This is a genomic window from Brevundimonas sp. (assembly GCF_036399195.1).
Lineage (GTDB): Bacteria > Pseudomonadota > Alphaproteobacteria > Caulobacterales > Caulobacteraceae > Brevundimonas.
This window is the reverse complement of the sequence record NZ_DASWNO010000114.1, coordinates 1-21,961: the sequence shown is the minus strand read 5'-3', so window position 1 is coordinate 21,961 and position 21,961 is coordinate 1. Positions and strand designations below refer to the sequence as shown.

Annotated in this window: 23 protein-coding genes; 11 read left to right on the top strand and 12 right to left on the bottom strand. The window is 68.6% G+C overall.

Annotation, left to right across the window (positions count from 1 at the left end; genetic code table 11):
• The 3 genes from VGB60_RS05495 to alr all read left to right on the top strand — a co-directional run.
• A partial coding sequence (locus tag VGB60_RS05495; protein WP_331037259.1) for a penicillin acylase family protein occupies positions 1 to 646 on the top strand: 646 nt, incomplete at its 5' end.
• 188 nt (positions 647 to 834) lie between these two features.
• Positions 835 to 3,057: a DEAD/DEAH box helicase gene (locus VGB60_RS05490; RefSeq protein WP_331037258.1), complete on the top strand. Its 2,223-nt coding sequence runs from the start codon at positions 835 to 837 to the stop codon at positions 3,055 to 3,057.
• Between the two features lie 54 nt (positions 3,058 to 3,111).
• On the top strand, positions 3,112 to 4,146 hold the full coding sequence (gene alr / locus VGB60_RS05485; RefSeq protein ID WP_331037257.1) for an alanine racemase: 1,035 nt from the start codon (positions 3,112 to 3,114) through the stop codon (positions 4,144 to 4,146).
• 3 nt (positions 4,147 to 4,149) lie between these two features.
• Here the strand turns inward: alr and VGB60_RS05480 are convergent, their stop codons facing one another.
• A complete protein-coding gene (locus VGB60_RS05480; RefSeq protein ID WP_331037256.1) occupies positions 4,150 to 5,430 on the bottom strand; it encodes a metal-dependent hydrolase family protein in 1,281 nt (426 codons plus the stop codon).
• A gap of 131 nt (positions 5,431 to 5,561) precedes the next feature.
• On the opposite strand from VGB60_RS05480, the gene radA reads away from it, so the two are divergent.
• From radA to VGB60_RS05455, 5 genes are read left to right on the top strand one after another with little or no spacing between them, the layout of a single operon-like run.
• On the top strand, positions 5,562 to 6,926 hold the full coding sequence (gene radA, locus VGB60_RS05475) for a DNA repair protein RadA (RefSeq protein ID WP_331037255.1): 1,365 nt from the start codon (positions 5,562 to 5,564) through the stop codon (positions 6,924 to 6,926).
• A gap of 47 nt (positions 6,927 to 6,973) precedes the next feature.
• Positions 6,974 to 7,570, top strand: a complete 597-nt coding sequence (locus tag VGB60_RS05470; RefSeq protein ID WP_331037254.1) for a CvpA family protein — start codon at positions 6,974 to 6,976, stop codon at positions 7,568 to 7,570.
• Between the two features lie 27 nt (positions 7,571 to 7,597).
• Positions 7,598 to 9,112: an amidophosphoribosyltransferase gene (gene purF / locus VGB60_RS05465; RefSeq protein WP_331037253.1), complete on the top strand. Its 1,515-nt coding sequence runs from the start codon at positions 7,598 to 7,600 to the stop codon at positions 9,110 to 9,112.
• Positions 9,113 to 9,166: 54 nt separating this feature from the next.
• The gene (locus VGB60_RS05460) at positions 9,167 to 9,511 is read left to right on the top strand and encodes a VOC family protein (protein WP_331037252.1); all 345 of its coding nucleotides are present in this window, start codon (positions 9,167 to 9,169) and stop codon (positions 9,509 to 9,511) included.
• Positions 9,512 to 9,548: 37 nt separating this feature from the next.
• The gene (locus tag VGB60_RS05455) at positions 9,549 to 10,301 is read left to right on the top strand and encodes an SDR family NAD(P)-dependent oxidoreductase (protein WP_331037251.1); all 753 of its coding nucleotides are present in this window, start codon (positions 9,549 to 9,551) and stop codon (positions 10,299 to 10,301) included.
• A 7-nt stretch (positions 10,302 to 10,308) separates the two neighbouring features.
• Here the strand turns inward: VGB60_RS05455 and VGB60_RS05450 are convergent, their stop codons facing one another.
• The 9 genes from VGB60_RS05450 to VGB60_RS05410 all read right to left on the bottom strand — a co-directional run bounded on the left by VGB60_RS05450 (position 10,309) and on the right by VGB60_RS05410 (position 17,521).
• Entirely contained in the window at positions 10,309 to 10,632 is a 324-nt protein-coding gene (locus VGB60_RS05450) for a hypothetical protein (protein ID WP_331037250.1), read from the bottom strand.
• Positions 10,633 to 10,722: 90 nt separating this feature from the next.
• Positions 10,723 to 11,166: a CHRD domain-containing protein gene (locus VGB60_RS05445; RefSeq protein ID WP_331037249.1), complete on the bottom strand. Its 444-nt coding sequence runs from the start codon at positions 11,164 to 11,166 to the stop codon at positions 10,723 to 10,725.
• 113 nt (positions 11,167 to 11,279) lie between these two features.
• The gene (gene der / locus VGB60_RS05440) at positions 11,280 to 12,902 is read right to left on the bottom strand and encodes a ribosome biogenesis GTPase Der (RefSeq protein ID WP_331037248.1); all 1,623 of its coding nucleotides are present in this window, start codon (positions 12,900 to 12,902) and stop codon (positions 11,280 to 11,282) included.
• Between the two features lie 32 nt (positions 12,903 to 12,934).
• On the bottom strand, positions 12,935 to 14,338 hold the full coding sequence (locus tag VGB60_RS05435; protein WP_331037247.1) for a PQQ-like beta-propeller repeat protein: 1,404 nt from the start codon (positions 14,336 to 14,338) through the stop codon (positions 12,935 to 12,937).
• A 50-nt stretch (positions 14,339 to 14,388) separates the two neighbouring features.
• Positions 14,389 to 15,144: a tetratricopeptide repeat protein gene (locus VGB60_RS05430; RefSeq protein ID WP_331037246.1), complete on the bottom strand. Its 756-nt coding sequence runs from the start codon at positions 15,142 to 15,144 to the stop codon at positions 14,389 to 14,391.
• Between the two features lie 91 nt (positions 15,145 to 15,235).
• Complete coding sequence (panB, locus tag VGB60_RS05425; protein ID WP_331037245.1) at positions 15,236 to 16,072, bottom strand: 3-methyl-2-oxobutanoate hydroxymethyltransferase; 837 nt, start codon at positions 16,070 to 16,072, stop codon at positions 15,236 to 15,238.
• Between the two features lie 64 nt (positions 16,073 to 16,136).
• Positions 16,137 to 16,556, bottom strand: coding sequence for a hypothetical protein (locus VGB60_RS05420; protein ID WP_331037244.1), 420 nt, complete (start codon positions 16,554 to 16,556; stop codon positions 16,137 to 16,139).
• A complete protein-coding gene (locus VGB60_RS05415) occupies positions 16,546 to 17,100 on the bottom strand; it encodes an RNA polymerase sigma factor (protein WP_331037243.1) in 555 nt (184 codons plus the stop codon). Before VGB60_RS05415 ends, VGB60_RS05420 begins: the two co-directional genes overlap by 11 nt.
• Positions 17,101 to 17,125: 25 nt before the next feature.
• Complete coding sequence (locus tag VGB60_RS05410) at positions 17,126 to 17,521, bottom strand: DUF6249 domain-containing protein (RefSeq protein WP_331037242.1); 396 nt, start codon at positions 17,519 to 17,521, stop codon at positions 17,126 to 17,128.
• Positions 17,522 to 17,723: 202 nt separating this feature from the next.
• Here VGB60_RS05410 and VGB60_RS05405 point away from each other — a divergent pair, with 202 nt between their 5' ends.
• Positions 17,724 to 17,963, top strand: a complete 240-nt coding sequence (locus VGB60_RS05405) for a hypothetical protein (protein ID WP_331037241.1) — start codon at positions 17,724 to 17,726, stop codon at positions 17,961 to 17,963.
• On the opposite strand, the gene VGB60_RS05400 is transcribed toward VGB60_RS05405, so the two are convergent.
• Positions 17,930 to 18,316, bottom strand: a complete 387-nt coding sequence (locus VGB60_RS05400) for an arsenate reductase (protein WP_331037240.1) — start codon at positions 18,314 to 18,316, stop codon at positions 17,930 to 17,932. The two genes, VGB60_RS05405 and VGB60_RS05400, sit on opposite strands and share 34 nt — an antisense overlap.
• A gap of 267 nt (positions 18,317 to 18,583) precedes the next feature.
• On the opposite strand from VGB60_RS05400, the gene VGB60_RS05395 reads away from it, so the two are divergent.
• Positions 18,584 to 19,987 carry a pilus assembly protein TadG-related protein gene (locus tag VGB60_RS05395; protein WP_331037260.1) on the top strand — a complete coding sequence of 468 codons (1,404 nt, stop codon included), beginning with the start codon at positions 18,584 to 18,586 and terminating at the stop codon, positions 19,985 to 19,987.
• Between the two features lie 2 nt (positions 19,988 to 19,989).
• On the opposite strand, the gene VGB60_RS05390 is transcribed toward VGB60_RS05395, so the two are convergent.
• A complete protein-coding gene (locus tag VGB60_RS05390; RefSeq protein ID WP_331037239.1) occupies positions 19,990 to 21,396 on the bottom strand; it encodes a dicarboxylate/amino acid:cation symporter in 1,407 nt (468 codons plus the stop codon).
• A gap of 95 nt (positions 21,397 to 21,491) precedes the next feature.
• Here VGB60_RS05390 and VGB60_RS05385 point away from each other — a divergent pair.
• Positions 21,492 to 21,961 (top strand): SOS response-associated peptidase family protein (locus tag VGB60_RS05385; protein WP_331037238.1); only part of this gene is annotated, 470 nt, incomplete at its 3' end.

The window sequence follows — 21,961 nt, the reverse complement described above, 5'->3', positions numbered from 1 at the left end:
ACGGGTGAGGATCAGGACGGCCGGCGGTTTCGAGGACCGCGACGTCGCGTTCAGACGAACGCACCACGGGCCGATCCTGGGAGTCAGGGACGGCAAGCCCATCGCCGTGAGGCTGGCGAAGGCGGTCGAGGGCGGCTGGCTGGACCAGTGGCACGCCATGACCAAGGCCCGTTCGCTGGAAGCGTTCGAACAGGCGCTGGAGCTGTGCGCCATTCCCTACATGAACATCCTCTACGCCGACGCCGGCGAAGGGCTGATGTACGGCTTCCTGGACTTCGGCGAGCGGCGGCTGCCCGAGCTGGACCACGTCACTGAGCTGGCCGCGGCGTCCGGCCCTGGCCCGTCGGTCGGCGTGACCGGCTGGGTCACGGGGACGGTTCCGGACCTCGCTGGGCTGGAGACGACCGGCCCCTCCAACGGCATGGCCTTCGCGCCGGCCTCGCTTTTGATGCCGGAGCCCGGCGTCGCCGGCGTGGAAGGCTGGGTGACGGGCCTGGTGCTGGAGTCGGAGACCGAAGGACTGGACGCCCTGCTGTCCGGCTTCGGCCCGTCGGCGCAGGACGGCGGGTGGGATGCCGGACCGGTCGCCGTCGATCCGTGGAGCCCGCCTCCGTCGCCGTTCGACCCGATCCATCCGGTGATGTAGTCCAAGGTCGATCCGTCATCCTCGGGCCTTGTCCCGAGGACCATCGTTCGGAGGATGACGGGGCCGTCAGGGGCGGTTTCCTTCGCTGGCGAATTCCACCATTTAGCCGTTATCGCCCACTAAACGCCGCGCGTCCGCCGATCCCGCGCTGACCGTTCGCGCGCTGACCGTGCTATTGGACTGACCCCATGCCCTTCCCCACCAGCCATCCCGCGCTAGACCGCGCCTTGTCCGACCGCGGCTACGCCGAGCCGACGCCCGTTCAGTCCGCCGTGCTTGAGGCCGCTTTCAACGAAGACGGATCAGGCCGCGACCTGCTGGTGTCGGCCCAGACCGGCTCGGGCAAGACGGTCGCCTTCGGCCTTGCGCTGGCCCCGACCCTGCTGGGCGAGGCCGAGAAGTTCGCCGAGTTCGGCGCGCCGGTCGCCCTGGTCATCGCCCCGACCCGCGAGCTGGCGCTGCAGGTCTCGAACGAGCTGCAGTGGCTCTACGCCCAGACCGGGGCGCGCATCGTCTCCTGCGTCGGCGGCATGGACCCCAAGGTCGAGCGTCAGGCGCTCAACCGCGGCTGCCACATCGTCGTCGGCACGCCGGGGCGCCTGCGCGACCACGTCGAGCGCGGCTCACTGGACCTGTCGACGCTTCAGGCCGTCGTGCTGGATGAAGCCGACGAGATGCTGGACATGGGCTTCCAGGAAGACCTGACCTTCATCCTCGACGCCGCTCCGGCCGAGCGCCGCACGCTGATGTTCTCGGCCACCCTGGCGCGTGACATCGTGCAGCTGGCCAAGACCTACCAGAAGGACGCGCTGCGGATCGACACGGTCGTCGGCGCCGGCTCGCACGCCGACATCGAATACAAGGCCATCCGCGTCGCTCCGAACGAGGTCGAACTCGCCGTCGTCAACGTGCTCCGCTACTTCGAGGCGCCCGGCGCCCTGGTGTTCGCCAACACGCGCGAGCGGGTCAAGCACCTGACCTCAAGCCTGCGCGAGCGCGGCTTCTCGGTCGTCGGCCTGTCCGGCGAGCTGACGCAGAGCCAGCGATCGGAGGCCCTGCAGGCCCTGCGCGACGGCCACGCCCGCGTCTGCGTCGCCACCGACGTGGCGGCGCGCGGACTGGATCTGCCTGATCTGGGACTGGTCATCCACGCGGAGATCCCCGTCAACAAGGCCGGCCTGCTGCACCGCTCGGGCCGCACGGGCCGGGCCGGCAAGAAGGGCGTCTCCGTCCTGCTGGTCAGCTACACCCGCCGCCGCAAGGTCGAGCTGATGCTGCAGTCGGCCTCGATCAAGGCCGAATGGTCCGGCCCGCCCTCGGCGGAGATGATCCTCGAGAACGACCGCAAGCGCATGCTGGCCGATCCGGTGCTGACCGCGCCGGTCGAGGACGAGGACATCCTGGCGCTTGGCAAGCAGCTCCTTGAGAAGAGCACGCCCGAGCAGGTCGCCGCCGCCCTGATCCGCCTGTACCAGCAGAAGCTGCCCGCCCCGGAAGATGTCTATGACGACGACCGGATGAAGCGCCAGCAGGAGACCGGCAAGAACGACAAGGGTCAGGCCGACGTGCCGTATACGGACTTCGCCCGCGGCGGCGACATGGCCTGGTTCCGCATCAACATCGGCCGCGACAAGAACGCCGACCCGAAATGGCTGATGCCGACCATCTGCCGGCTGGGCCACGTCACCAAGCGCGACATCGGCTCGATCAAGATCTTCGAGCGCGAGACGAAGTTCGAGATCACCCAGGAGATGAAGGCCAAGTTCGAGGCCGCGATCGCCCAAGGCCTAGAGGACGGCGTCAAGATCGACGCCGCCGTCAAGCCGGGTCCGTCCGAGAAGCCGGTCAGCCGCTGGGACAAGAAGCCCGCGGGCGACCGTCCGACCGGCGACCGGCCCGAGCGCAAGCCGTGGAAGGCGCGCGAGGACGGCGGCGACAAGCCGGCCTGGAAGCCGCGCGAGGACAAGCCGCAAGGCGAGAAGAAGCCTTGGGTCAAGCGGGAAGACGCCGCCCCGGCGGCCGAGGGCAAGAAGCCGTGGGTCAAGCGCGAGGACGGCGACAAGCCTGCCTGGAAGGCCCGCGAGGACCGGCCGGCGGCCGAGAAGAAGCCTTGGGTGAAGCGCGAGGACGGCGCGGCCTCGGCTCCCGCCGCCGAGGGCAAGAAGCCCTGGGTCAAGCGCACCCCCGACGCCCCGACGCCTCCGGGCAAGAAACCCTGGGTGAAGAAGCCCGCCGCCGAGGGCAAGACGCCTTGGACGCCGCGCTCCGACGCCGAGGCGGCGCCGGCCGCCGCCGGCGACCGCCCGTGGAAGGGCAAACCCAAGGGCGGCGACCGTCCGTGGGCGGCCAAGGACGCGCGCGGAAAGCCGGCAGCCAAGGCTCCGTTCAAGGGCAAGCCGCCCCGGGGCTGACACGGGTCATCCGGCCTCTGTTGCATCGCACAAGCGGCTGACCCTAGATGACGCATGGACGCCCCGGCCACGCTGACCGTCGACCTGAGCGCGCTCGCCGCCAACTTCCACGCGCTGGAGGCCGCGGGCGGCGTACCCGTGCATCCGGTGGTGAAGGCCGACGGCTACGGGCTCGGGGCCGCGGCCTGCGCCGGGCGGCTTATGGCCGAGGGGGCGCGGACCTTCTTCGTCGCGCGCACCAGCGAAGGGGAGCGGCTGCGGGCCGCGCTGGGCGCCGAGCCGCTGATCTATGTGCTGGATGGGTGCCTGACGGCCCGGGCGGCGCGGCTGAAGGCGGCGGATCTCCGGCCAGTGCTGAACACAGGGGCACAGCTGGCTGAGTGGCGCGCGGCGGGCGGCGGGCCCTGCGGCCTGCAGATCGACACCGGCATGAACCGGCTCGGCTTCCGCCCGGAGGATGCGCCGGAGCCGTTCCCGGGACTTGAGATGGTGTTGAGCCACCTCGCCTGCGCCGACGATCCATCCGAGCCGATGAACGCCCGCCAGCGGGACGCCTTCGCGGCCGCCGCGGCGCGTTATCCGGGCGCGGTGCGGTCGTTCGCCAACTCCGGCGGCGCGTTCCTCGGACCGGGCTACGCCTTCGACGCCCTCAGACCCGGCATCTGCCTGTACGGCGGCGGCCCGGAAGGGCGGCCGGACCCACGCATCCGGCCGGTCGCGAGGCTGACCGCGGAGGTGCTGCAGGTGCGGGAGGTGCCGACCGGAGAAACCGTCGGTTATTCGCGCGGCTTCCTGGCCGGTTCGCCCCGTCGGATCGCGACCTGCGCCACGGGCTACGCCGACGGCGTGCTGCGAGCCTACAGTCCGAAAGGTCTTGTCTTCGTCGGGGGCGAGACGCGCCCGATCGTGGGGCGGGTTTCGATGGACGTCTGCGCCGTGGACATCACCGGCCTCGAGGTCGCCGTCGGCGACCGGGCCGAGCTGTTCGGCCCCAACCGCATGCTGGACGACGCCGCGGCGGCGGCGGGGACGATCAGTTACGAACTGCTGACGTCGGTGACCGCCCGAGTCCCGCGCATCTACGTTTAGGTCTCAACGCTCGTCGCGCACGACGGCGCCGCCCTTGATCACCACCGGCACAGTCTCCAGCATCCGCACATCCGCGAGCGGGTCTCCGGACACGGCGATCAGATCGCCGTAGCGCCCGCTGGCGATGGCGCCGACGTCGCCCTCGCGGCCGAGCGCCTGGGCGGCGTTCCAGGTCGCGGCCCGGATGGCCTCGGCCGGGGTCATGCCGTATTCGACCATGACCGCGAACTGTTTCGCGTTCTGGCCGTGCGGATAGATGGCGGCGTCGGAGCCGAACACCATCCGCGCGCCGGCGCGGTGGGCGGCGCGGAAGTTGTCGCGCTGGATCTGCGCGATCTCGCGGTCCTTGCGCAGATTGTCCTCGGTGACGCCGAACTCGGTGCCGGTGGCCTGGGTGAAGTCGGTGTTGTAGATGTCCATCGACAGCCACGTCCCGCGCTGGACCGCCAGTCGGATGCCTTCCGCATCGATCATCGAGGCGTGCTCGATGGTGTCGATGCCCGCGCGGATGGCGTCGGCGATGCCGGAGGCTCCGTGAGCGTGGGCGGCGACCTTCAGCCCCCACATATGCGCCTCGTCGGCCACGGCGGTCAGCTCCGCCAGCGTCATCTGCTGCTGCCCCGGCTCAGTGTTCCGCGAGAAGACCCCGCCCGTGGCGCAAACCTTGATCACCTGCGCGCCGTATTTGCGCACTTCGCGGACGCTGCGCCGGACTCCGTCGACGCTGTCGGCGTTGAACTCGTTGGCTTCCTCCATGGACCGGGGCAGGCCGGTGGCGTCGCAATGGCCGCCAGTCGCTCCGAACGACGCCCCGGCGGGGATGACGCGCGGCCCCTCGACGAAGCCCCCGTCGATCGCCTGCCGCAGGGCGACGTCGGCGAAGTGGGGCCCGCCGAGATTGCGCACCGTGGTGAAGCCCGCCATCAGGTTGGCCCGGGCATGAGCGACCTGCAGGATGGCGCCGAAGTCGTCCGCGTATTCCAGTTCGGTCCAGCCAGAGACATACGGCGTCCCGGCTAGATGGACGTGCATGTCGATCAAGCCGGGCAGCAGCGTCAGACCCGGCAGATCGAGGCGGCGTGCGTCGCCCGGAACTCCGCCGGGGACCGCCGTACCGACAGAGGTGATCCGCCCGTCGGTGACCACGATCACGGGATTGTCGACATAGCGACCGCGCTCGACATCGACCATCCGCGCCGCCGTGACCACCAGGGTGTCGGCCTGAGCGGGAGCGACAAGGCCGAGCGAGAGCGCGATGGCGGCGGCGGCCAGACGGTGCAGCATGATGATCTCCCCTGTGGCGGCGAAGCTGGCATGCGGACGGCGCCGGAGCAACGGCGAGGCGAGCGCCAATCGCGGACGTAGCGTAGTCTGGAGCCCCTGCCCTGCTCTGCCGGACTGCTGTAAGCGGAAGCATGGCTCGTGATGGTGCAATCTACGTCTGTCAGTCCTGCGGGGCGGTCCACGGGAAGTGGTCGGGCCAGTGCGGGGCGTGCGGCCAGTGGAACTCGATCGTCGAGGAGAGCCGCTCGGCCCCGCCGGGCGCGCTGAAGCCGGCGGCGAGCAGCCGGACGCGCGGACTCGCGTTCGAGGGCCTGCAATCTGATACACCGGAACCGCCGCGCATCGTCACCGGCGTGACCGAGTTCGATCGCGTCTGCGGCGGCGGCGTGGTGCCGGGCTCGGCCATCCTGCTCAGCGGGGATCCCGGCGTCGGCAAGTCGACGTTGCTGCTGGACGTCGCAGGGCGGGCGGCGCTGTCGGGCAGACGCGTGGCCTATATCTCCGGCGAGGAGGCGGTCGAGCAGATCCGCGCCCGCGCCCGCCGGATGGGACTGGAGAAGGCCCCGGTCGAGCTGGCGTCGGCCACGGCCCTGCGGGAAATCCTCGCCACGCTGAAGCGCGAGAAGTTCGACATCGTCATCGTCGATTCGATCCAGACGCTGTGGTCCGACGCGCACGAGGCCGGGCCCGGTTCGGTGACCCAGGTGCGAGCCTGCGCCGGCGAAATGGTGCGGCTGGCCAAGTCGCAGGGCGTGGCCGTCGTGTTGGTCGGGCACGTCACCAAGGACGGCCAGGTCGCGGGCCCCCGCGTGGTCGAGCACATGGTCGATGCGGTGCTGAGCTTCGAGGGGGAGCGCGGCTATCCGTTCCGCATCCTGCGGGCCGGCAAGAACCGCTTCGGCGCCACCGACGAGATCGGCGTGTTCGAAATGGGCGACGCGGGCCTGCGCGAGGTCGCCAACCCGTCCGCCCTGTTCCTCGGCGAGGGCAAGGACCGCGCGCCCGGCGCGGCGGTGTTCGCCGGCATCGAAGGCTCGCGCCCGGTGCTGGTCGAGGTGCAGGCGCTGGTGTCGAAATCGGCGTACGGCACGCCCCGGCGGGCGGTCGTCGGCTGGGATACCGGGCGCCTCGCCATGGTGCTGGCGGTGCTGGAGGCGCGTTGCGGCTTCGGCTTCGGCGATCAGGACGTCTATCTGAACGTCGCCGGCGGACTGCGGATCAACGAGCCGGCCGCCGATCTGGCGGCGGCGGCGGCGCTGGTCAGCTCGGCGACGGACACGCCCCTGCCGCAGGGCTGTGTGGTGTTCGGCGAGATCAGCCTGTCGGGTGAAATCCGCGCCGTCGGACGGGCCGAGGCGCGGCTACGGGAGGCTCAGAAGCTCGGCTTCGATCAGGCCCTGTCGCCGCCGCTGACTGTCAAGGACAAGGGGGTGAAGGTCACCTCTGTCAGCCGGCTGACTGAAGCGGTCGAACGAATCTCGCAAAACCGCTACTAGGGACCGATGGGGAACGATCACGAGCGACCAACGAGGCGGCCCGCGCCATGACCGGCTTCGACATCGTCGCCCTCGCTGTGATCCTGATCTCGGCCGTCGCCGGCTGGGTGCGCGGCGGCACGCGCGAGATCATCACCCTGCTCAGCTTCGTGCTGGCGGCCTTCATCGCCCTGGTCGCCCTGCCGGTGACGGCGCCGATCGGACGAGGCCTGATCGATCCCGACTGGGCCGGAACCATCGCCGCGGCCATCGTCTCCTTTCTGCTGATCTATTTCGGCATTCGGCTGTTCGGGTCGATTCTGTCGAAGCGGGCGCAGGCGCACCCGCGCCTGGGCGGGATCGATCGGATCGCGGGCATCTTCATTGGGGCTGCGCGCTCACTCGTACTGTTGGGTGCGATCCACCTGGTTGTGATGGCGGCGCTGCCCGGCGAGCGGACGCCGGGCTGGCTGACCAACGCCGCCGTCCGGCCCGTGACCGCGGGCGCCGCAAGAGCCATCCAGCTGGTCCTGCCGGGCATCGGCCGCGGCGCAGACGCCCTGAAGCCGATGGTCGCATCGTCCGTGAGCAAAGGGTTTTCCGGGGACGAAGCCTTGCCCTCGCCCCAAACACCCAATACTTCGCCGCCGTCCGCCGCCCGCTAGCGTTCCCTGCTTCATCGGAGCCCCACGATGAGCCGCCTCGCCCATTCCATCGCCGACCCCGTCGTCCACCGCGAGCATTTTCGGGACGACGACGACGACCGTCCGCGCCTCGAGTGCGGCGTGTGCGGCGTCTGGGGCGCCGACAAGGATGCGGCCTCGGCCGTGGTGGCGCTGGGCCTGCACGCCCTGCAGCATCGCGGGCAGGAAGCCTGCGGCATGGCCAGCGTCCACGAGACCCGCTTCCACACCGAGCGCCACATGGGACTGGTGGGCGAGGCGTTCGGCGGCGCCGACCTGTCGACCCGCATGCCCGGCACGGCGGCGGTCGGCCACACCCGCTATTCCACCGCGGGCGGCAGCTTCCTGCGCAACATCCAGCCGATGTTCGCGGACCTCGACTCTGGCGGCATCGCCATTGCCCACAACGGCAACCTGACCAACTTCCTCTACCTGCGAAACCAACTGGTCGGCGAAGGCGCGATCTTCCAATCGACCTCCGACTCCGAAGTCATCCTTCACCTGATCGCCCGGAGCCGAAAGGCCAAGATCGTCGACCGCTTCATCGACGCCATCGGTCGGATCGAAGGCGGTTACGCCCTGGTCTGCCAGACGCGCTCGAAGATGATCGGCGCCCGCGATCCGCTGGGCATCCGTCCCCTCGTGCTGGGGCGGCTGGGCGACGCCTGGGTGCTGGCGTCCGAAACCTGCGCGCTCGACACCATCGGGGCCGTGTTCGAGCGGGACGTCGAGCATGGCGAGGTCGTGGTGATCGACAAGGACGGGCTGAAGTCGCTGAAGCCGTTCCCGACGCGCGGCGCCCGCCCGTGCCTGTTCGAATACGTCTATTTCTCGCGTCCCGACAGCATCGTGAACGGGCGCTCCGTGTATGGCGTGCGCAAGCGGATGGGTCAGACCCTCGCGCGCGAGCACGGCGTGGACGCCGACGTGGTGGTGCCGGTCCCGGACTCGGGCGTCCCAGCCGCGCTGGGATACGCCCAGGAGAGCGGCATCCCGTACGAAATGGGGATCATCCGCAGCCACTATCTGGGCCGCACCTTCATTCAGCCCAGCCAGGGCGCGCGCCAGAAGGGCGTGCGGATGAAGCACAGCCCGAACCGCTCGGTGCTCGAGGGCAAACGGGTCGTGCTGATCGACGACTCGATCGTGCGCGGCACCACCTCGGTGAAACTGGTGCGCGCGGTGCGGGCCGCGGGCGCCACCGAGGTCCATCTGCGCTCCGCCTCGCCGCCGATCCTGTGGCCGGACTTCTACGGCATCGACATGCCTGAGCGGGACCAGCTGATCGCCGCCAACAAGACCCTGGAGGAGATGCGCGCGTTCTTGGAGGTCGACTCGCTCGGCTTCCTGTCGGTCGACGGCTTGTACGAAGCCATGGAGGCCGGTCCCCGCGACCCACGCTATCCGCAGTTCACCGACCACTATTTCACCGGCGAATACCCGACCCGTCTGCTCGACCGCGAGATCGAGGAGGGCGGGCGCGAGGTGGCGGCCCGGCAACTTTCGCTGCTGGTGAGCGCTTAAGAGCGGAACGCAGCTCCGCTTTTAGGGGCCGGTGTCTTCGGTACGGGGCGACGCATGATCCAGCTCGGCTATTTCACCATGGACACGCCGGACATCGGCAAGGCCAAGGCCTTCTATTCGGCCGTGTTCGGCTGGACCTTCGACCCGGTCGCCTCCAGCCCCACCTACGCCCACGTCGCCGGCAGCAATCCGCCCTTCGGCTTCACCAAGGTCGAAAGGGCCCGCGAGTTTCCGCATCTCTACTTCCGCGTCGAGGACGTGGAAGCGGCGTGCAAGCGGGTGACGGAGCTGGGCGGCAAGTCCGCGGTTCCGTCCGACAGCGCGACGGGCCGCTCGGTCGTGGTCAGCGACGATCAGGGCGTCAGCTTCAGCCTGTGGCAACCGGCGGCGGGGTTCTAGCTTCCGTCAGCGGCGCCGGCGGGCTATCAGGCCGGCCATGTCCGATCTTCCCCTGAAAGACCGCATCGCCCTCGTCGTCGGCGCGTCGCGCGGCATCGGCTATGAGAGCGCGCTCGCGATGGCGAAGGCCGGCGCGCACGTCATCGCCACCGCCCGGACGGTCGGCGGGCTGGAAGACCTCGACGACGAAATCTTCGAGGCCACGGGGCGGCATGCGACGCTCATTCCATTCGATCTGGTGGACGGCGGCGCCATCGACCGGCTGGGCGGCGCCATCTACGAGCGCTTCGGCAAGCTTGACGTCTGGGTGCAGACCGCGGCGACCATGGGCGCCTCCGGCCTGACGCCGGTCAGCCACGCCGATCCCCGGGTCTGGGCCAAGGTCGAAAAGACCAACTTCACAGCCGTCTATCGGCTCATCCGGTCTCTGGAGCCGTTGCTGAAGGCATCCGCCGCCGGGCGCGCGATCTATGTGACCAGCAGCGTCGCGTCGGCGCCGAAGGCTTTCTGGGGCGCCTACGCCGCCACCAAGGCCGGGGCCGAAGCGCTCGTCAAATGCTGGGCCGACGAGATCGAGTCGACCCCCGTGCGGATCTCGATCATCGATCCCGGGCGGATGCGGACACAGCTTCGGGCGCAGGCCTATCCCGGCGAGAACCCGGAGACGGTCGTGCATCCGTCGGTGATCGGGCCGCTGATGGTAGAACTGGCGCGGGGCGACATCGAGCCCGCGCTGGAAGTCAGCTTCAAGGACTGGAGCCAGGGGCCGGGCGTGGCCGCCCTGATCTGATCGCGCGCTATTCGCCGCCAATATCGGGGTGCGGCTCGTGGGGGGTACCCCGCGTGACCTCGGCGACATAGGTGCGGGCGCGGGCTGCGTCGGCCTGAACGCGCCGCTCGCTCCGACACATTTGACGGCTCATGACCGAGCCTGTGGGCGCGCGGTTCTCGCAGACCAGCGCCCCGTTGTGCCGGCGTTGCTGGGCAAGGCGGGCCTGCTGCGCCGTCGTCAGCCGGGCGGGCGCGGCTTGCTGGGTGGGAGCCGCCGCCTGCTCTGGGGTGGCCGGCGGCGCCGCGGCCGCCTGTCCCAGGGCGAGTGCAAACAGGGTCGCGAGCAGCATGGGGCTTCCTCCCGTGAGTTCCTTCACAAGATGACCCGAATGTCGCGCCGCCGCAACATTATCGGATTTCGCCGTTCGCGGAGTTGTCTCCTAGCCCAGCTGACCGCGAACCGCGCCGCCTGGATGCTCGGGATTGTGCACATTGACGTAGTAGTCGGCGCCGGCGTCCAGCAGCGCCCGACCCAGGGCGGGCGCGATGGCGGTGCAGCCTTCACTCCGTCCCTCCGTCGGCGGCTGCAGGGTGACGACGATCGGCCCACCCGCCTCGCCCACCGGCGACTTGTGGATGTGCGCGAGCCGCGCGGGCGCGATGCCGGAAACGGTCAGGACATAGCAAAACTGGCCGCCCTCCGGGTCGATCCGCAGCTCGGCCGTCCCACTGCCGTCCGGGTCGCCCAGCCCGGGCCCCTCGGCCGCGCCGGTCAGAGCAATGGTCAAGGTGCGGCCTTGGTCCTGGGCGGTCGCCGACGGCGCGGAGGCGGTCATGGCCGACACGGCGCCAGCGGCGATCGCGAGCGTTGCGATGATCTTCATGACAGCCTCCTGCGCCGGGCGCGCAGCCGAGGTGAGGCCAAGGACGGCCGTCGGTCAAGACACAACGCCGTTCCACCACCTTACACACGCTGCCGGCCGGGTCCGGGCGGCCGCTACTTCTTCGGCACGTGCTTCTGCCCGGTTCGCACTCGGCCGGAGCGTGACACCTGTCGGGCCCCGCCTCGCGCGCCCTTCTGAACCGCGACGGACGAGCCCGCCTTCTTGTTGGCGCTGGCCTTCAGCCCCGCCAGCGGCTTGATCTTGCCCTTGCCGGCCTTCTTCTGCTCCAGCGCCTTGCCGGGCAGGTTGGACAGGCGATCCTCCCGCTCGGCCTTCTTGATCACGCGGCGCGGCGCGGTCTTGGCGTCGCCCTTGTAGCGCTCCGGACCTGACTTCGAGCCGCCGGGCGCATAGGGATTCTCGCTGCCCGACTTGACGATCAGGCGGATCGGCGTCCCCGGAAGGTCGAAGGATTCCCGCAGGTTGTTGACCAGATAGCGCTTGTACTGTTCCGGCATGGACTCGGCGCGGCTGGCCATCAACACGAAGGTGGGCGGGCGGGCCTTGGTTTGGGCCATATATTTGGGCTTGATCCGCTTGCCGTCGACGGCGGGCGGCGGATGCCTCTGGGTCGCCAGCGCCAGCCAGGTGTTGAGGTCCTTCGTCTTGACCTTGACCGACCAGGTGGCGTGGGCCTGAAGAACGGCGGGCATCAGCCGTTCGACGCCCCGGCCGCTGTGGGACGACAGGGCCACGAAGGGCGAACCCTTCAGCTGGGGCAGCTTGTCCTCGGCCATCTGTGTCAGCTTGGCCAGTTTGGACTGCGGCTCGGTCTCGAGATCCCATTTGGCGGCGACATAGACCAGCGCCCGGCCCTCGCGCTCGACCAGATCGGCCAGTTGCAGGTCCTGGGTGTCGAAGGCGTCGTCCTTGTCCATGACCAGAACGACCACTTCGGCGAAGGTGATGGCGCGGATGGTGTCGGCGACCGACAGCTTCTCCAGCTTCTCCTGCACCCGGGCCTTGCGCCGCATGCCCGCCGTATCGACCAGCCGGATGTTCTGGCCCTCGTACTCCCAGTCGACGGAGATGGAGTCGCGGGTGATGCCGGCCTCCGGGCCGGTAAGCATGCGGTCCTCGCCGATCAGGCGGTTGATCAGGGTCGACTTGCCGGCGTTGGGACGGCCGATGATGGCGATGCGGATCGGCTTGTCGGGCTCGTCGACCTCTTCGATGAAGATGTCCGCGGAGGCCGCGACCACAGCCGCGTACAGGTCGGCCATGCCCTCTCCGTGTTCGGCGGAGATGGCGACGGGCTCGCCGAAGCCGAGGGACCAGGCCTCGCCGATGCCGCCGCCGCTCTCGCGGCTCTCGGACTTGTTGGCCAGCAGGATGACCGGCTTGTGCTGGTGGCGCAGTCGGTCGGCGAAGATCTGGTCCAGCGAGGTCACGCCTTCGCGGGCGTCCATCATGAACAGGATCAGGTCGGCGTCCTCGATGGCGGCTTCGGTCTGTTCCCGCATCCGGGACTCGAGGCTTTCGTCGGTGACGTCTTCGTAGCCCGCGGTGTCGATCAGCGTCAGGTCCATGTCGCCGATGTTGCCGTCGGCATAGCGTCGGTCGCGAGTCACGCCTGGGCGATCGTCGACCAGCGCGAGGCGCTTGCCGACTAGGCGGTTGAACAGGGTCGACTTGCCCACGTTGGGGCGGCCGACGATGGCGACCTTCAATGCCATGTCGGCGTTCTAACCCAGTTTTGAGGTGCGCGTCAGCGGATGCTGACGAGGGCGCCGGTGTCGGTCAGGACGTAAAGGGCCCCGTTGTAGGCGGCGGGCGCGATGAACACGGGCGCACCGATCCGCAGGCTTGCGGTCTGGGCGCCCGTCTTGGGATCAAATGCGACCAGCTCCCCGTCCGAGTTGGCGAGGACCAGGCGGTTCGACGCCAGGATCGGCCCCGACCATTCCGGCCGCACCGTGCGGTCCCAGAAGCCGAGGACGCCGCCCTCGCTGCGAACCCGGCCCTCGTTCAGGTTACGGGTCCAGTAGATGGCGCCGGTGTCCCGGTTGATCACCGTCAGCTCGCCGTCCTTGGAGACGACATAGACCACGTCGCCGACCGGGAGGGGGGCGTTGACGCCGGCGATAGGCAGAGGGGCCCACTTCGGCTGGCCGGTGCGCACGTCCAGCGCCGACAACAGGCCCGAGTGGCTGACGGCGTAGACCGAGCCGCGCGACACAACCGGGCGACCGGCGATGTCGCGGATCTCCGACAGGGCGCTGGTGCGGCTGGTGCGCGACAGGACCTGCTGCCAGACGGCCTGACCGGTCGAGGCGCGCAGGGCCACCAGTTCGCCCGACGAGAACGGCGCGATGACGGTGTCGCCGGTGACGGCGGGGCTGGACGCCCGCATGATACGCGCGGGCTCGGGGATGCCGCGGTACGACCAGTCTTGTCGGCCCGTGGCTGTGTCGAAGGCCTGGATCTGGTTTTCCACGTCAACGACGAAAACGCGGTTTCCCGCAACGGTGGGCGCGCCGTGGATCGGCACGTCGACCGGCGTCGTCCAGATGACCGCGCCCGTCGCTTGATCCAGCGCCGTCACCGTCCGGTAGCCGGATGCGACGAAGACGCGGCCGCCGCCGACGGCGACGCCGCCGCCGAAGCCGCCGCCACCCGAGGGGCCGCCGCCGATGCCGAGACCGAGCAGGCCGCGGCTGCGGCGCTCGCGCTCATCCGGCTTGATGTTGGCCCGCCACGCCACGGCGCCGGTGCCGGAGTCGACAGCCGACACCGTCGCCTCGCCGTCGAGGACGAAAACGCGGCCGTTGTCTGCGACGACCGGCGCCATGACCTGGCGCGTGCGCGAGGAGCCGGCGCCGACGTCGCGACGCCATGCGACGGCGAATTCGGGCGCCGCGATCACGTGCTCGACCGAGTTCTCGGCGTTGCCGCCCGGCTGGGTCCAGGCCGTCGCGGCTTGCGGTCCCGGAAGGAAGAAGTCGCGACCGGACAGCGCCGCTGACGGCGCCAACTGCTGTTCGAACTCAAGAACCGAAATGCGCTGGCCCGCGGACGCCGTCGCCTGAGGCTCCTGTTGGCCGCCCAGTCCGAACGGCAGGGCGTTCCGAACCGTCCCGCAAGAGGCCACGGTCACGGCCAGGCCGCTCATCAGAGCGATTTTGAGCGCACGGTTCATCAAGGGCGTCCTGAAAACAGAAGTCACGGGCGAGGCTGTGCGGCGGGCGCGGGACCCGGTTGTGGAGCCTGCGCGGGGGGGGCTTGAACCGGCAGGCGCTTCTGGGCGTCCACGATGGCCTTCAGATTGGCGGCGGCTCCGGCGTCGATCGCGGCGAGGGTCAGCTCGGCGCGTTGCCCGACGATCTCGGGCGTATCGAGGCCGTTTTTCAACAGCACGAGCGCTGAACGGGCCGGCGCGGTCTGGCCGGCCTGAAGACGGGCCATGGCCAAGGCCTCGATGGCGAAGGGCGCGAACGGCCGGTCGTCCTCAACCAGCGGCTCGAGCCGGGCTTCGACCTGCGCCAACGTCTCCGTGTCCATGGCGAGGTAGGCGGCCTTCAGGGCGGCGGCGTCGGCCAGCAGCGGGTCGCGAGACGCCTTGGCCGCTTCGTCGAACAGACGCAGCGCATCGGGGATGCGGTTGGCGTCGACGGCGATTCCGGCGCGATGCATCAGCGCCATGGCCTTGTAGGCGCCGTTCCCATCCTTGGCCGCCTGGGTGAAGGCGGCGTCGGCGCCGATCGGATTATTCGCCTGGAGCGACTGGAGCCCCCGGTCGAAGGCCACCGAGCCCTTGTCCGCACGCGAGGTCTGCATGCTGTCCCAGCCCCAGAAGGCCAGCGCCGCGATCAATGCCAGGAGCAGGACGCCGCCGAAGACGGGCAGCCATGTGCGGGCGAGCCGCTTGTACCGGTCGGAGCGGAGCTCCTCCTCGACCTGCTCGAAGACATCAACCACGGCTAAGTCGCCCCCAGAAGACGGCGCTGAGGCCGCTGAATTTCAATCCGGCCGGACCCTAGAGCGTCGGCGTGTGCGCCGCAACGCAGCCTTACGGCGTGGCGGGCTTTTTCGAGAAGTAGGTCTCGACTTCGGCAGGAAAACGGCGGGCCCGGACGTCAGAGGCGTAGGCGGCCACCGCGCGGTCGATCTCGCCCTTCATGTCGCCGTAACGACGCACGAATTTGGGTGTCCAGTCGAACAGACCCAGCATGTCGTGCGTCACGAGGATTTGGCCGTCGCAGGCTGACGAAGCGCCGATGCCGATCGTCGGCTTGTCGACCGCGGCGGTGATGTCGCGCGCCAGTTGCTCGGCCACTCCTTCGATGACGATGGAGAAGGCGCCGGCGTCGGCCGTGGCCTCGGCCTCGGCCATGACCCGCAGGCGTTCGTCGTCCGTGCGGCCCTTGGCCTTGAACGCGCCGTCGGTCAGCACCGCCTGCGGACGAAGCCCGACGTGCCCCATGACGGGGATGCCGCGCTGGACCAGATAGTCGATGGTCTGGGGCACGGTCGGGCCGCTCTCCAGCTTGACCCCTTGGGCGCCCGTTTCCTTCATCACCCGGGCGCAGTTCTCGTAGGCCTGCTCCTTGCCGGCTTCGTAGCTGCCGAAGGGCATGTCGATGACCACCATGGCCCGGCGGGCCCCGCGCATCACCGCCTGGCCGTGCAGGATCATCATCTCCAGCGTGACGCCGACCGTGTTGGGCAGGCCGTGGACCACCATGCCGACGCTGTCGCCGACCAGCAGCAGGTCGCAGTGCTCGTCCAGCAGGGCCGCCGTCGGCGCGTCGTAGGCGGTGAGGCAGACCAGCGGCTCCTGCCCCTTGCGGGCCCGGATATCCGGCGCGGCGAGCCGTCGGACGGTCTCCTGCTTCTGGCTGGACATGACGATCCTCCTGTTCGGAGCGATAGATAGCGACGGGGGCGTCCCCCGTCACCCTGCCCGCCGATCAGAGGTCCTGCGACAGCTTCATCACGCCGCCCGCGGCAAGAGCGATCAGGGCCGCAGCTGCGATCCAGAACATCTGCATGCCGCCCATCGAGCCCAGCTCGAGGTTGGCGAGGCCAACCTGCTCGAGACCCGACGTCACGGCGTCCTGCACATTGATCGAGGCCGACTGGATGCCCTGCCCCAATCCGCCGGAGGCCGCCGCGCCGGGCGCGGACCCGAGGTCGAAACTGATCGTCATGGTTTCACGGATGGCGACGGCGCCGCCGATCGCGCCGGCCAGACCGAGGGCGAGGAACCGCACGCGCGATCCCTGCTGCAGGCGCTGTTCCACACGGGCGGTGAAGAGTGGAGCGTCCGGCATGTGGGGGGCCCGACCGAACAGGCGCTCGATATCGGGGTCGAACTCGTCAGCCGACATGCTGCACGCTCCCCAGGGATGGCTGCGGCTGGAGCCGCGCGCGGAGTTTATCCAGACCACGTTTGACATGAGACTTCACCGTGCCGAGTGGCAAATTGAGGGCGGAGGCGATCTCCGGATGGGCCATGCCCGCGCCGTGACAGAGAGAGACACAGATCCTTTCGACCTCGCTGAGAGACTTGAGCGCCTCGTCAAGGTCGATCAGCCCAGCATGGTCGGTCGTCGGCACGACGTCCTCGGTCTCGCTTTCCGCGATGTACCGGGCTTCGCGGGCGATCCGTTTGATGTAAAGCCGCGCCGCGATCTTCTTGATCCAGCCCGCGAAGGTGCCGTCGCCCCGGAACTCCGCGCAGCGCTCGAACGCCTGAATGAAGGCGTCCTGGGCGACATCGTCGGCGAGCGAGGGCTGAGCCCCCATGCGCCGAAGAAGCCCCCGCACCGCCGAACCATGGCGGCGCACGAGTTCCCCGAACTCCCGCCGCCCGCCCGCCGCCGCAAGGGCGGCGAGCTCGACGTCGTGCCGGTCGACCAGAGGCTGGGTCATGGTGAGTCCCCCCGCCCTACCCGCCTCAGTCCTTGTTCTTGTTGAAGAAGCTCAGGACGATGAAAGCCAGCCCGACGGTGACGGGGATGGCGGCGAAGCCGGTCACACCACCGAAGAACTCGCCGGCGTCATTGTCCTGCCAGCCGATCGAGCTCAGGTAGCTGAAGGCAGCGATGCCGATGCCGACGGCCAGCCAGATGATGCCGAGGCGAATGTCGCGCGTGCGCGAAGGCAGCGACTTGGAAACGTCCCTTGTCATCGCCTCGATCATTTCGGGCGGCAGCGGCTGGCCCTTGTCAATGGCGGCGCGGACCGTCTCCTGCAGTTCCCGACGTTCGCGGGATTTCAGGTAAACCGGGCCGAGCACGATCGCGATGATCATGCCGATGCCTGCGAGCGGTATGAGAACTTCGCCGTCCATATCCGTATCCCCTTCATGTACGACCGGAGCCTGATGCTTCGGCCTTCTGACGACAAGAGGCTGCGGAAGAGCCGCCTGGATGCAGCGGCCAAGGTGAAACTTTGGTAAGGCGACTGAACCGGCCGCGGGACGGGCGCCAGAGGCGCGGCAACCCATCCCCGCCGCCTGCGTTCGCTTGCCGACATTCACCCGGGAGACCCAGATGGTCCACGTCACCTATCGCATCGTCGAGCATGACGGAGGCTGGGCCTACCAGTCGGGCGGCACATATTCGGAAACCTATCCCGACCACGACTCGGCCCGCGCGGCCGCTTTAGCCGCGGCGCGCGAGCAGAAGGTCCCGGACGAAAACGCCATGATCGAATACGCTGACGCCTCCGGCGCATGGATCACGGAACGCGCCGACGGTCACGACCGGCCAGAGGTCGACGTCGAAGGCTGAGGGGACTGGCTGAAGGCGGCGGCGTATAGATCGGGCTTGAACCCGACGAGCGTGCGGCGCCCCAGATCCAGCATCGGCCGCTTGATCATTGAGGGCTGGGCCAGCATCAGGGACACGGCCTTTGCGCCGTCGAGATCGGCTTTTTCCGCATCCGGCAGGGCGCGGAAGGTCGTACCCGCGCGGTTCAGCACCGTGGCCCAGCCGTGTTCCGCCACCCAGGACTCGAGCCGAGTTCGGTCGACGCCAGCCTTCTTGTAATCGTGGAAGGCATGGGCGACGCCCCGCTGATCCAGCCAGACCCGGGCTTTTTTGACCGTGTCGCAGTTTGGAATGCCGAACAGGGTGCAGGTCACTTGCGTCCTCGAATGATGAAGCGCTGCCCTCTCCCACGTTTCGCAACGTCCGTCAGCTTTGGGCATGGGCGCAACAGTGCTCCGTTGACGGACGGCTGAAGGCCTCACGGCCCAAATCCCTACCAGCCGCTAAACATGGAATTTAACCGGGTTTTCAGTGGTTGATGAGATCATTCCGGCACCAAGGTGGGGAATGGCGCAATGGCTAGAGGCCGAATTACGAGGGGGTTGACGCGACTGTTCCGGAGCGACCGGGGCAACGTGGCGATGATTTTCGCGCTCGCCCTGCCGGTGCTGGTGATGATGGTCGGCGGCGGGATCGACTTCTTCCGCGCCTACACCGCCCGCTCGAGCGCCCAGGGGGCCGTGGACGCGGCGGTTCTGGCGGCCGCCGCTTCCCGGGATCAGGCGCTCCCGGCCGCCGAGCGCGTGGCCGAGACCTACCTGATGCAGAACCTGAACTTCCAGTATCTGGATCGTCAGATCCAAAGCGCGGTGGATCAGCCCGTGGAGTCCCATTTGCGGCTCCGGATGACCGGCGCCGTCAAGCCGCTGTTCCTCGGCATCATCGGCGTCACTTCGCTGCCCGTGACCGTGACGGCGACAGCGACGCGCGGCACCGCTGACAAGGTCGAGCTGGCGCTGGTCCTCGACAACACCTGGTCCATGTCCGACAGCGACGGCGCGGGCGGCGTTCGGATCACATCGCTGAAGTCCGCAGCGCGCACGCTCGTCGACGAACTGATGCGTCGGGAGGACGGCAATGTGAAGATTGGTGTCGTCCCCTACGCCGATTATGTGAATGTCGGTACGGCCAACCGCAATCAGCCATGGATTTCAGTGCCGGCCGACTACGACACCACAAGCGCCCGTGTCTGCACCACCCGGACGACTCGGAACCAGTGCACGCGAGGAACACCCAAGACCTGCAACCGCAAGGTCGACGGCGTCTCCGAAAACTATGACTGCACGCCCCAGACCTGCAAGGTCGTGGATGTGGCTCCGTACGAGACCTGCTCGGGCGGCGGCACAACGCGCTATCGCTGGTACGGCTGCGTGGGCTCGCGGACGGAGGGGATATTCCGCCTCAACGACCAGCGACCGGACAAGCGCTATCCCGGCCTTCTGTCGACCAGCCAGAACTGCCTGACGCCCATCACGCCGCTGACGTCGCAGAAGAGCGTCGTCACGTCCGCCATCCAGAACCTTGTGATCAATGTCGGCAGCTATCGCCCGCTGACCTACATTCCGACCGGCGTCATCTGGGGGGTCAACATGCTGTCGCCGTCCCTGCCCCTGGCCGAGGGCTCTGCCTATCACTCCGAGAACCGGAACCCGCGCAAGATCATGGTGCTGATGACGGACGGCGAGAACACCCTGCGGTTTGACGCGTCAAATGGCCGTCATTCGACGCCGAGCGGCGGAAACGCCGGCGTCACCCAGCTGCGCGCCACCAACACCGATACAGCCGCTATCTGCGACTACGCCAAGGAGCAGAATATCGAGATATTCACCGTCGCCTTCGCCGTCTCGTCGAGCACCGCCCGGGATCTGCTGGAAGGCTGTGCATCCGGCTCGGATCACTATTTCGACGCCCGCGACGCGAACTCCCTCAGGTCCGCCTTCTCTTCGATCGCGGCGTCGATCAACAAGGTGCGGCTGGTGCAATAGGCCTAATCGGCGTCGGCCTCGCGCGAGCCGGCCGTAACCGGAGCCGGCGCGCCCGAGAGCGCGCGATCCAGCGCCTTGCCATCCAGCCCCTTCTCCCACCGCGCGACGACGATGGTGGCGACGGCGTTGCCGATGAAGTTGGTCAGGGCCCGGCACTCGCTCATGAACCGGTCTACGCCAAGGATCAGCGCCATGCCCGCCACAGGCACGCTCGGCACCACGGCCAGGGTGGCCGCCAGGGTGATGAAGCCGGCGCCGGTCACGCCCGCCGCGCCCTTCGAGCTCAGCATGGCCACCGCCAGCAGCAGCACCTGCTGGCCCAGCGTCAGTTCGACCCCGCAGGCCTGGGCGATGAACAGCGCCGCCAGCGTCATGTAGATGTTGGTGCCGTCGAGATTGAACGAATAGCCGGTCGGCACCACCAGACCGACGACCGACTTGTCGCAGCCGGCGCGGCCCATCTTCTCGATTAGGCTGGGCAGGGCCGCCTCGGACGAGGAGGTGCCCAGCACCAGCAGCAGCTCTTCCTTCAGGTAGCGGATCAGCTTGAAGATAGAGAAGCCGTTGAGCCGCGCCACCGTACCGAGCACTACGACGACGAACAGGGCCGAGGTCAGGTAGAAGGTGCCCACCAGCGCCGCCAGATTGACGACCGACTCGATGCCGTAGCGGCCGATGGTGAAGGCGAAGGCGCCGAACGCTCCGATCGGCGCGGCCTTCATCAGGATCGCGACCAGCTTGAAGAAGGCCTCCGATACGCTCTCCAGCACGGTCATCACCGGTTGCGCCCGGTCTCCGATCGCCGCCAGCGAGATGCCGAACAGGATGGCGAAGAACAGCACCTGAAGGATTTCTCCGCCGGCGAAGGCGCCGACGACCGTCTCCGGGATGATGTTCATCAGGAAGCCGACGATCGACGTCTCGTGGGCTTTGCTCGCGTACTGTTCGACCGCCGCCGGATCGAGCGTGGCGGGATCAACGTTCATGCCCGCGCCTGGCCGCACGACGTTGGCGACCACGAGGCCGACGATCAGGGCCAGGGTCGAGAAGGTGAGGAAGTAGGCGAAGGCCTTGCCCACCACCTTGCCCAGCTTGCCGAGGTCGCGCAGGTGCGCGATGCCGGTGGCGACGGTCAGGAAGATCACCGGCGCGATGATCATCTTCACCAGCCGGATGAAGGCGTCGCCCAGCGGCTTCAGGCTTTCGCCGAAGCTCGGCCAAACGTGGCCGATCAGGGCGCCGAGCCCGATGGCGACCAGCACCTGAAAATAGAGATGGGTCCAGATCGGCTTCTTCCTGGCCGCCGGGGGCGGAGCGCCCGGGCCTTCAGGAACGGCGACGCCGGGCGCAGCCTTCACAGGGCCGGAGCGGACGCTGGCGGTCGGATCAGCTGAGGGCGAGCGGGCCATGGGCGTTCCTTGAGTCAGTCCTGCCGGTAAATGCGTCCCGCCCTCGTTGCGCAAGCGGTTTTCTCAACCCGCCCGCAGCGGCTAGAAGCATACGCATGTGCAACGACTACCGCTTCCGCCCGCTGAGCGAGCACGCCTTCGAGGAGTTCCGGCAGGTCGGGATCGAGCTGGTGTTCCCGTCCGGCAAGCCGAACATCGAGCCGCGCGACGACATCCGCATCGGCGACACGGCGCCGGTGGTCACCCGGTCCGGCGACGCCGTGGCGCTGTCGATGACCAAATGGGCCTGGACATCGCCGCAAGGCCGCCCGGTGTTCAACTTCCGCTCGGAAGGCCGGTCGTTCGCCAACAGCACGCGGTGCGTCATCCCAACCGACGGCTTTTACGAGTTCACCGATCCGCAGCCGGGCCAGAAGCGCAAGACCAAGTGGCTGTTCACGATGAAGGCCCATCCGACCTTCTGGATCGCCGGCCTGATCCGCGACGGCGCCTTCACCATGCTGACCACGGCTCCGGGACCGGATATCGCGCCCTATCACGACCGGCAGATCGTTCTGCTGCCGCC

Bases quoted from the DNA above. Each gene is read 5' to 3' on its own strand.
- VGB60_RS05490 (WP_331037258.1), top strand. From the start codon at position 835: ATGCCCTTCCCCACCAGCCATCCCGCGCTAGACCGCGCCTTGTCCGAC.
- alr (WP_331037257.1), top strand. From the start codon at position 3,112: ATGGACGCCCCGGCCACGCTGACCGTCGACCTGAGCGCGCTCGCCGCC.
- VGB60_RS05480 (WP_331037256.1), bottom strand. From the start codon at position 5,430: ATGCTGCACCGTCTGGCCGCCGCCGCCATCGCGCTCTCGCTCGGCCTT.
- radA (WP_331037255.1), top strand. From the start codon at position 5,562: ATGGCTCGTGATGGTGCAATCTACGTCTGTCAGTCCTGCGGGGCGGTC.
- VGB60_RS05470 (WP_331037254.1), top strand. From the start codon at position 6,974: ATGACCGGCTTCGACATCGTCGCCCTCGCTGTGATCCTGATCTCGGCC.
- purF (WP_331037253.1), top strand. From the start codon at position 7,598: ATGAGCCGCCTCGCCCATTCCATCGCCGACCCCGTCGTCCACCGCGAG.
- VGB60_RS05460 (WP_331037252.1), top strand. From the start codon at position 9,167: ATGATCCAGCTCGGCTATTTCACCATGGACACGCCGGACATCGGCAAG.
- VGB60_RS05455 (WP_331037251.1), top strand. From the start codon at position 9,549: ATGTCCGATCTTCCCCTGAAAGACCGCATCGCCCTCGTCGTCGGCGCG.
- VGB60_RS05450 (WP_331037250.1), bottom strand. From the start codon at position 10,632: ATGCTGCTCGCGACCCTGTTTGCACTCGCCCTGGGACAGGCGGCCGCG.
- VGB60_RS05445 (WP_331037249.1), bottom strand. From the start codon at position 11,166: ATGAAGATCATCGCAACGCTCGCGATCGCCGCTGGCGCCGTGTCGGCC.
- der (WP_331037248.1), bottom strand. From the start codon at position 12,902: ATGGCATTGAAGGTCGCCATCGTCGGCCGCCCCAACGTGGGCAAGTCG.
- VGB60_RS05435 (WP_331037247.1), bottom strand. From the start codon at position 14,338: ATGAGCGGCCTGGCCGTGACCGTGGCCTCTTGCGGGACGGTTCGGAAC.
- panB (WP_331037245.1), bottom strand. From the start codon at position 16,072: ATGTCCAGCCAGAAGCAGGAGACCGTCCGACGGCTCGCCGCGCCGGAT.
- VGB60_RS05420 (WP_331037244.1), bottom strand. From the start codon at position 16,556: ATGTCGGCTGACGAGTTCGACCCCGATATCGAGCGCCTGTTCGGTCGG.
- VGB60_RS05415 (WP_331037243.1), bottom strand. From the start codon at position 17,100: ATGACCCAGCCTCTGGTCGACCGGCACGACGTCGAGCTCGCCGCCCTT.
- VGB60_RS05410 (WP_331037242.1), bottom strand. From the start codon at position 17,521: ATGGACGGCGAAGTTCTCATACCGCTCGCAGGCATCGGCATGATCATC.
- VGB60_RS05405 (WP_331037241.1), top strand. From the start codon at position 17,724: ATGGTCCACGTCACCTATCGCATCGTCGAGCATGACGGAGGCTGGGCC.
- VGB60_RS05395 (WP_331037260.1), top strand. From the start codon at position 18,584: ATGATTTTCGCGCTCGCCCTGCCGGTGCTGGTGATGATGGTCGGCGGC.
- VGB60_RS05390 (WP_331037239.1), bottom strand. From the start codon at position 21,396: ATGGCCCGCTCGCCCTCAGCTGATCCGACCGCCAGCGTCCGCTCCGGC.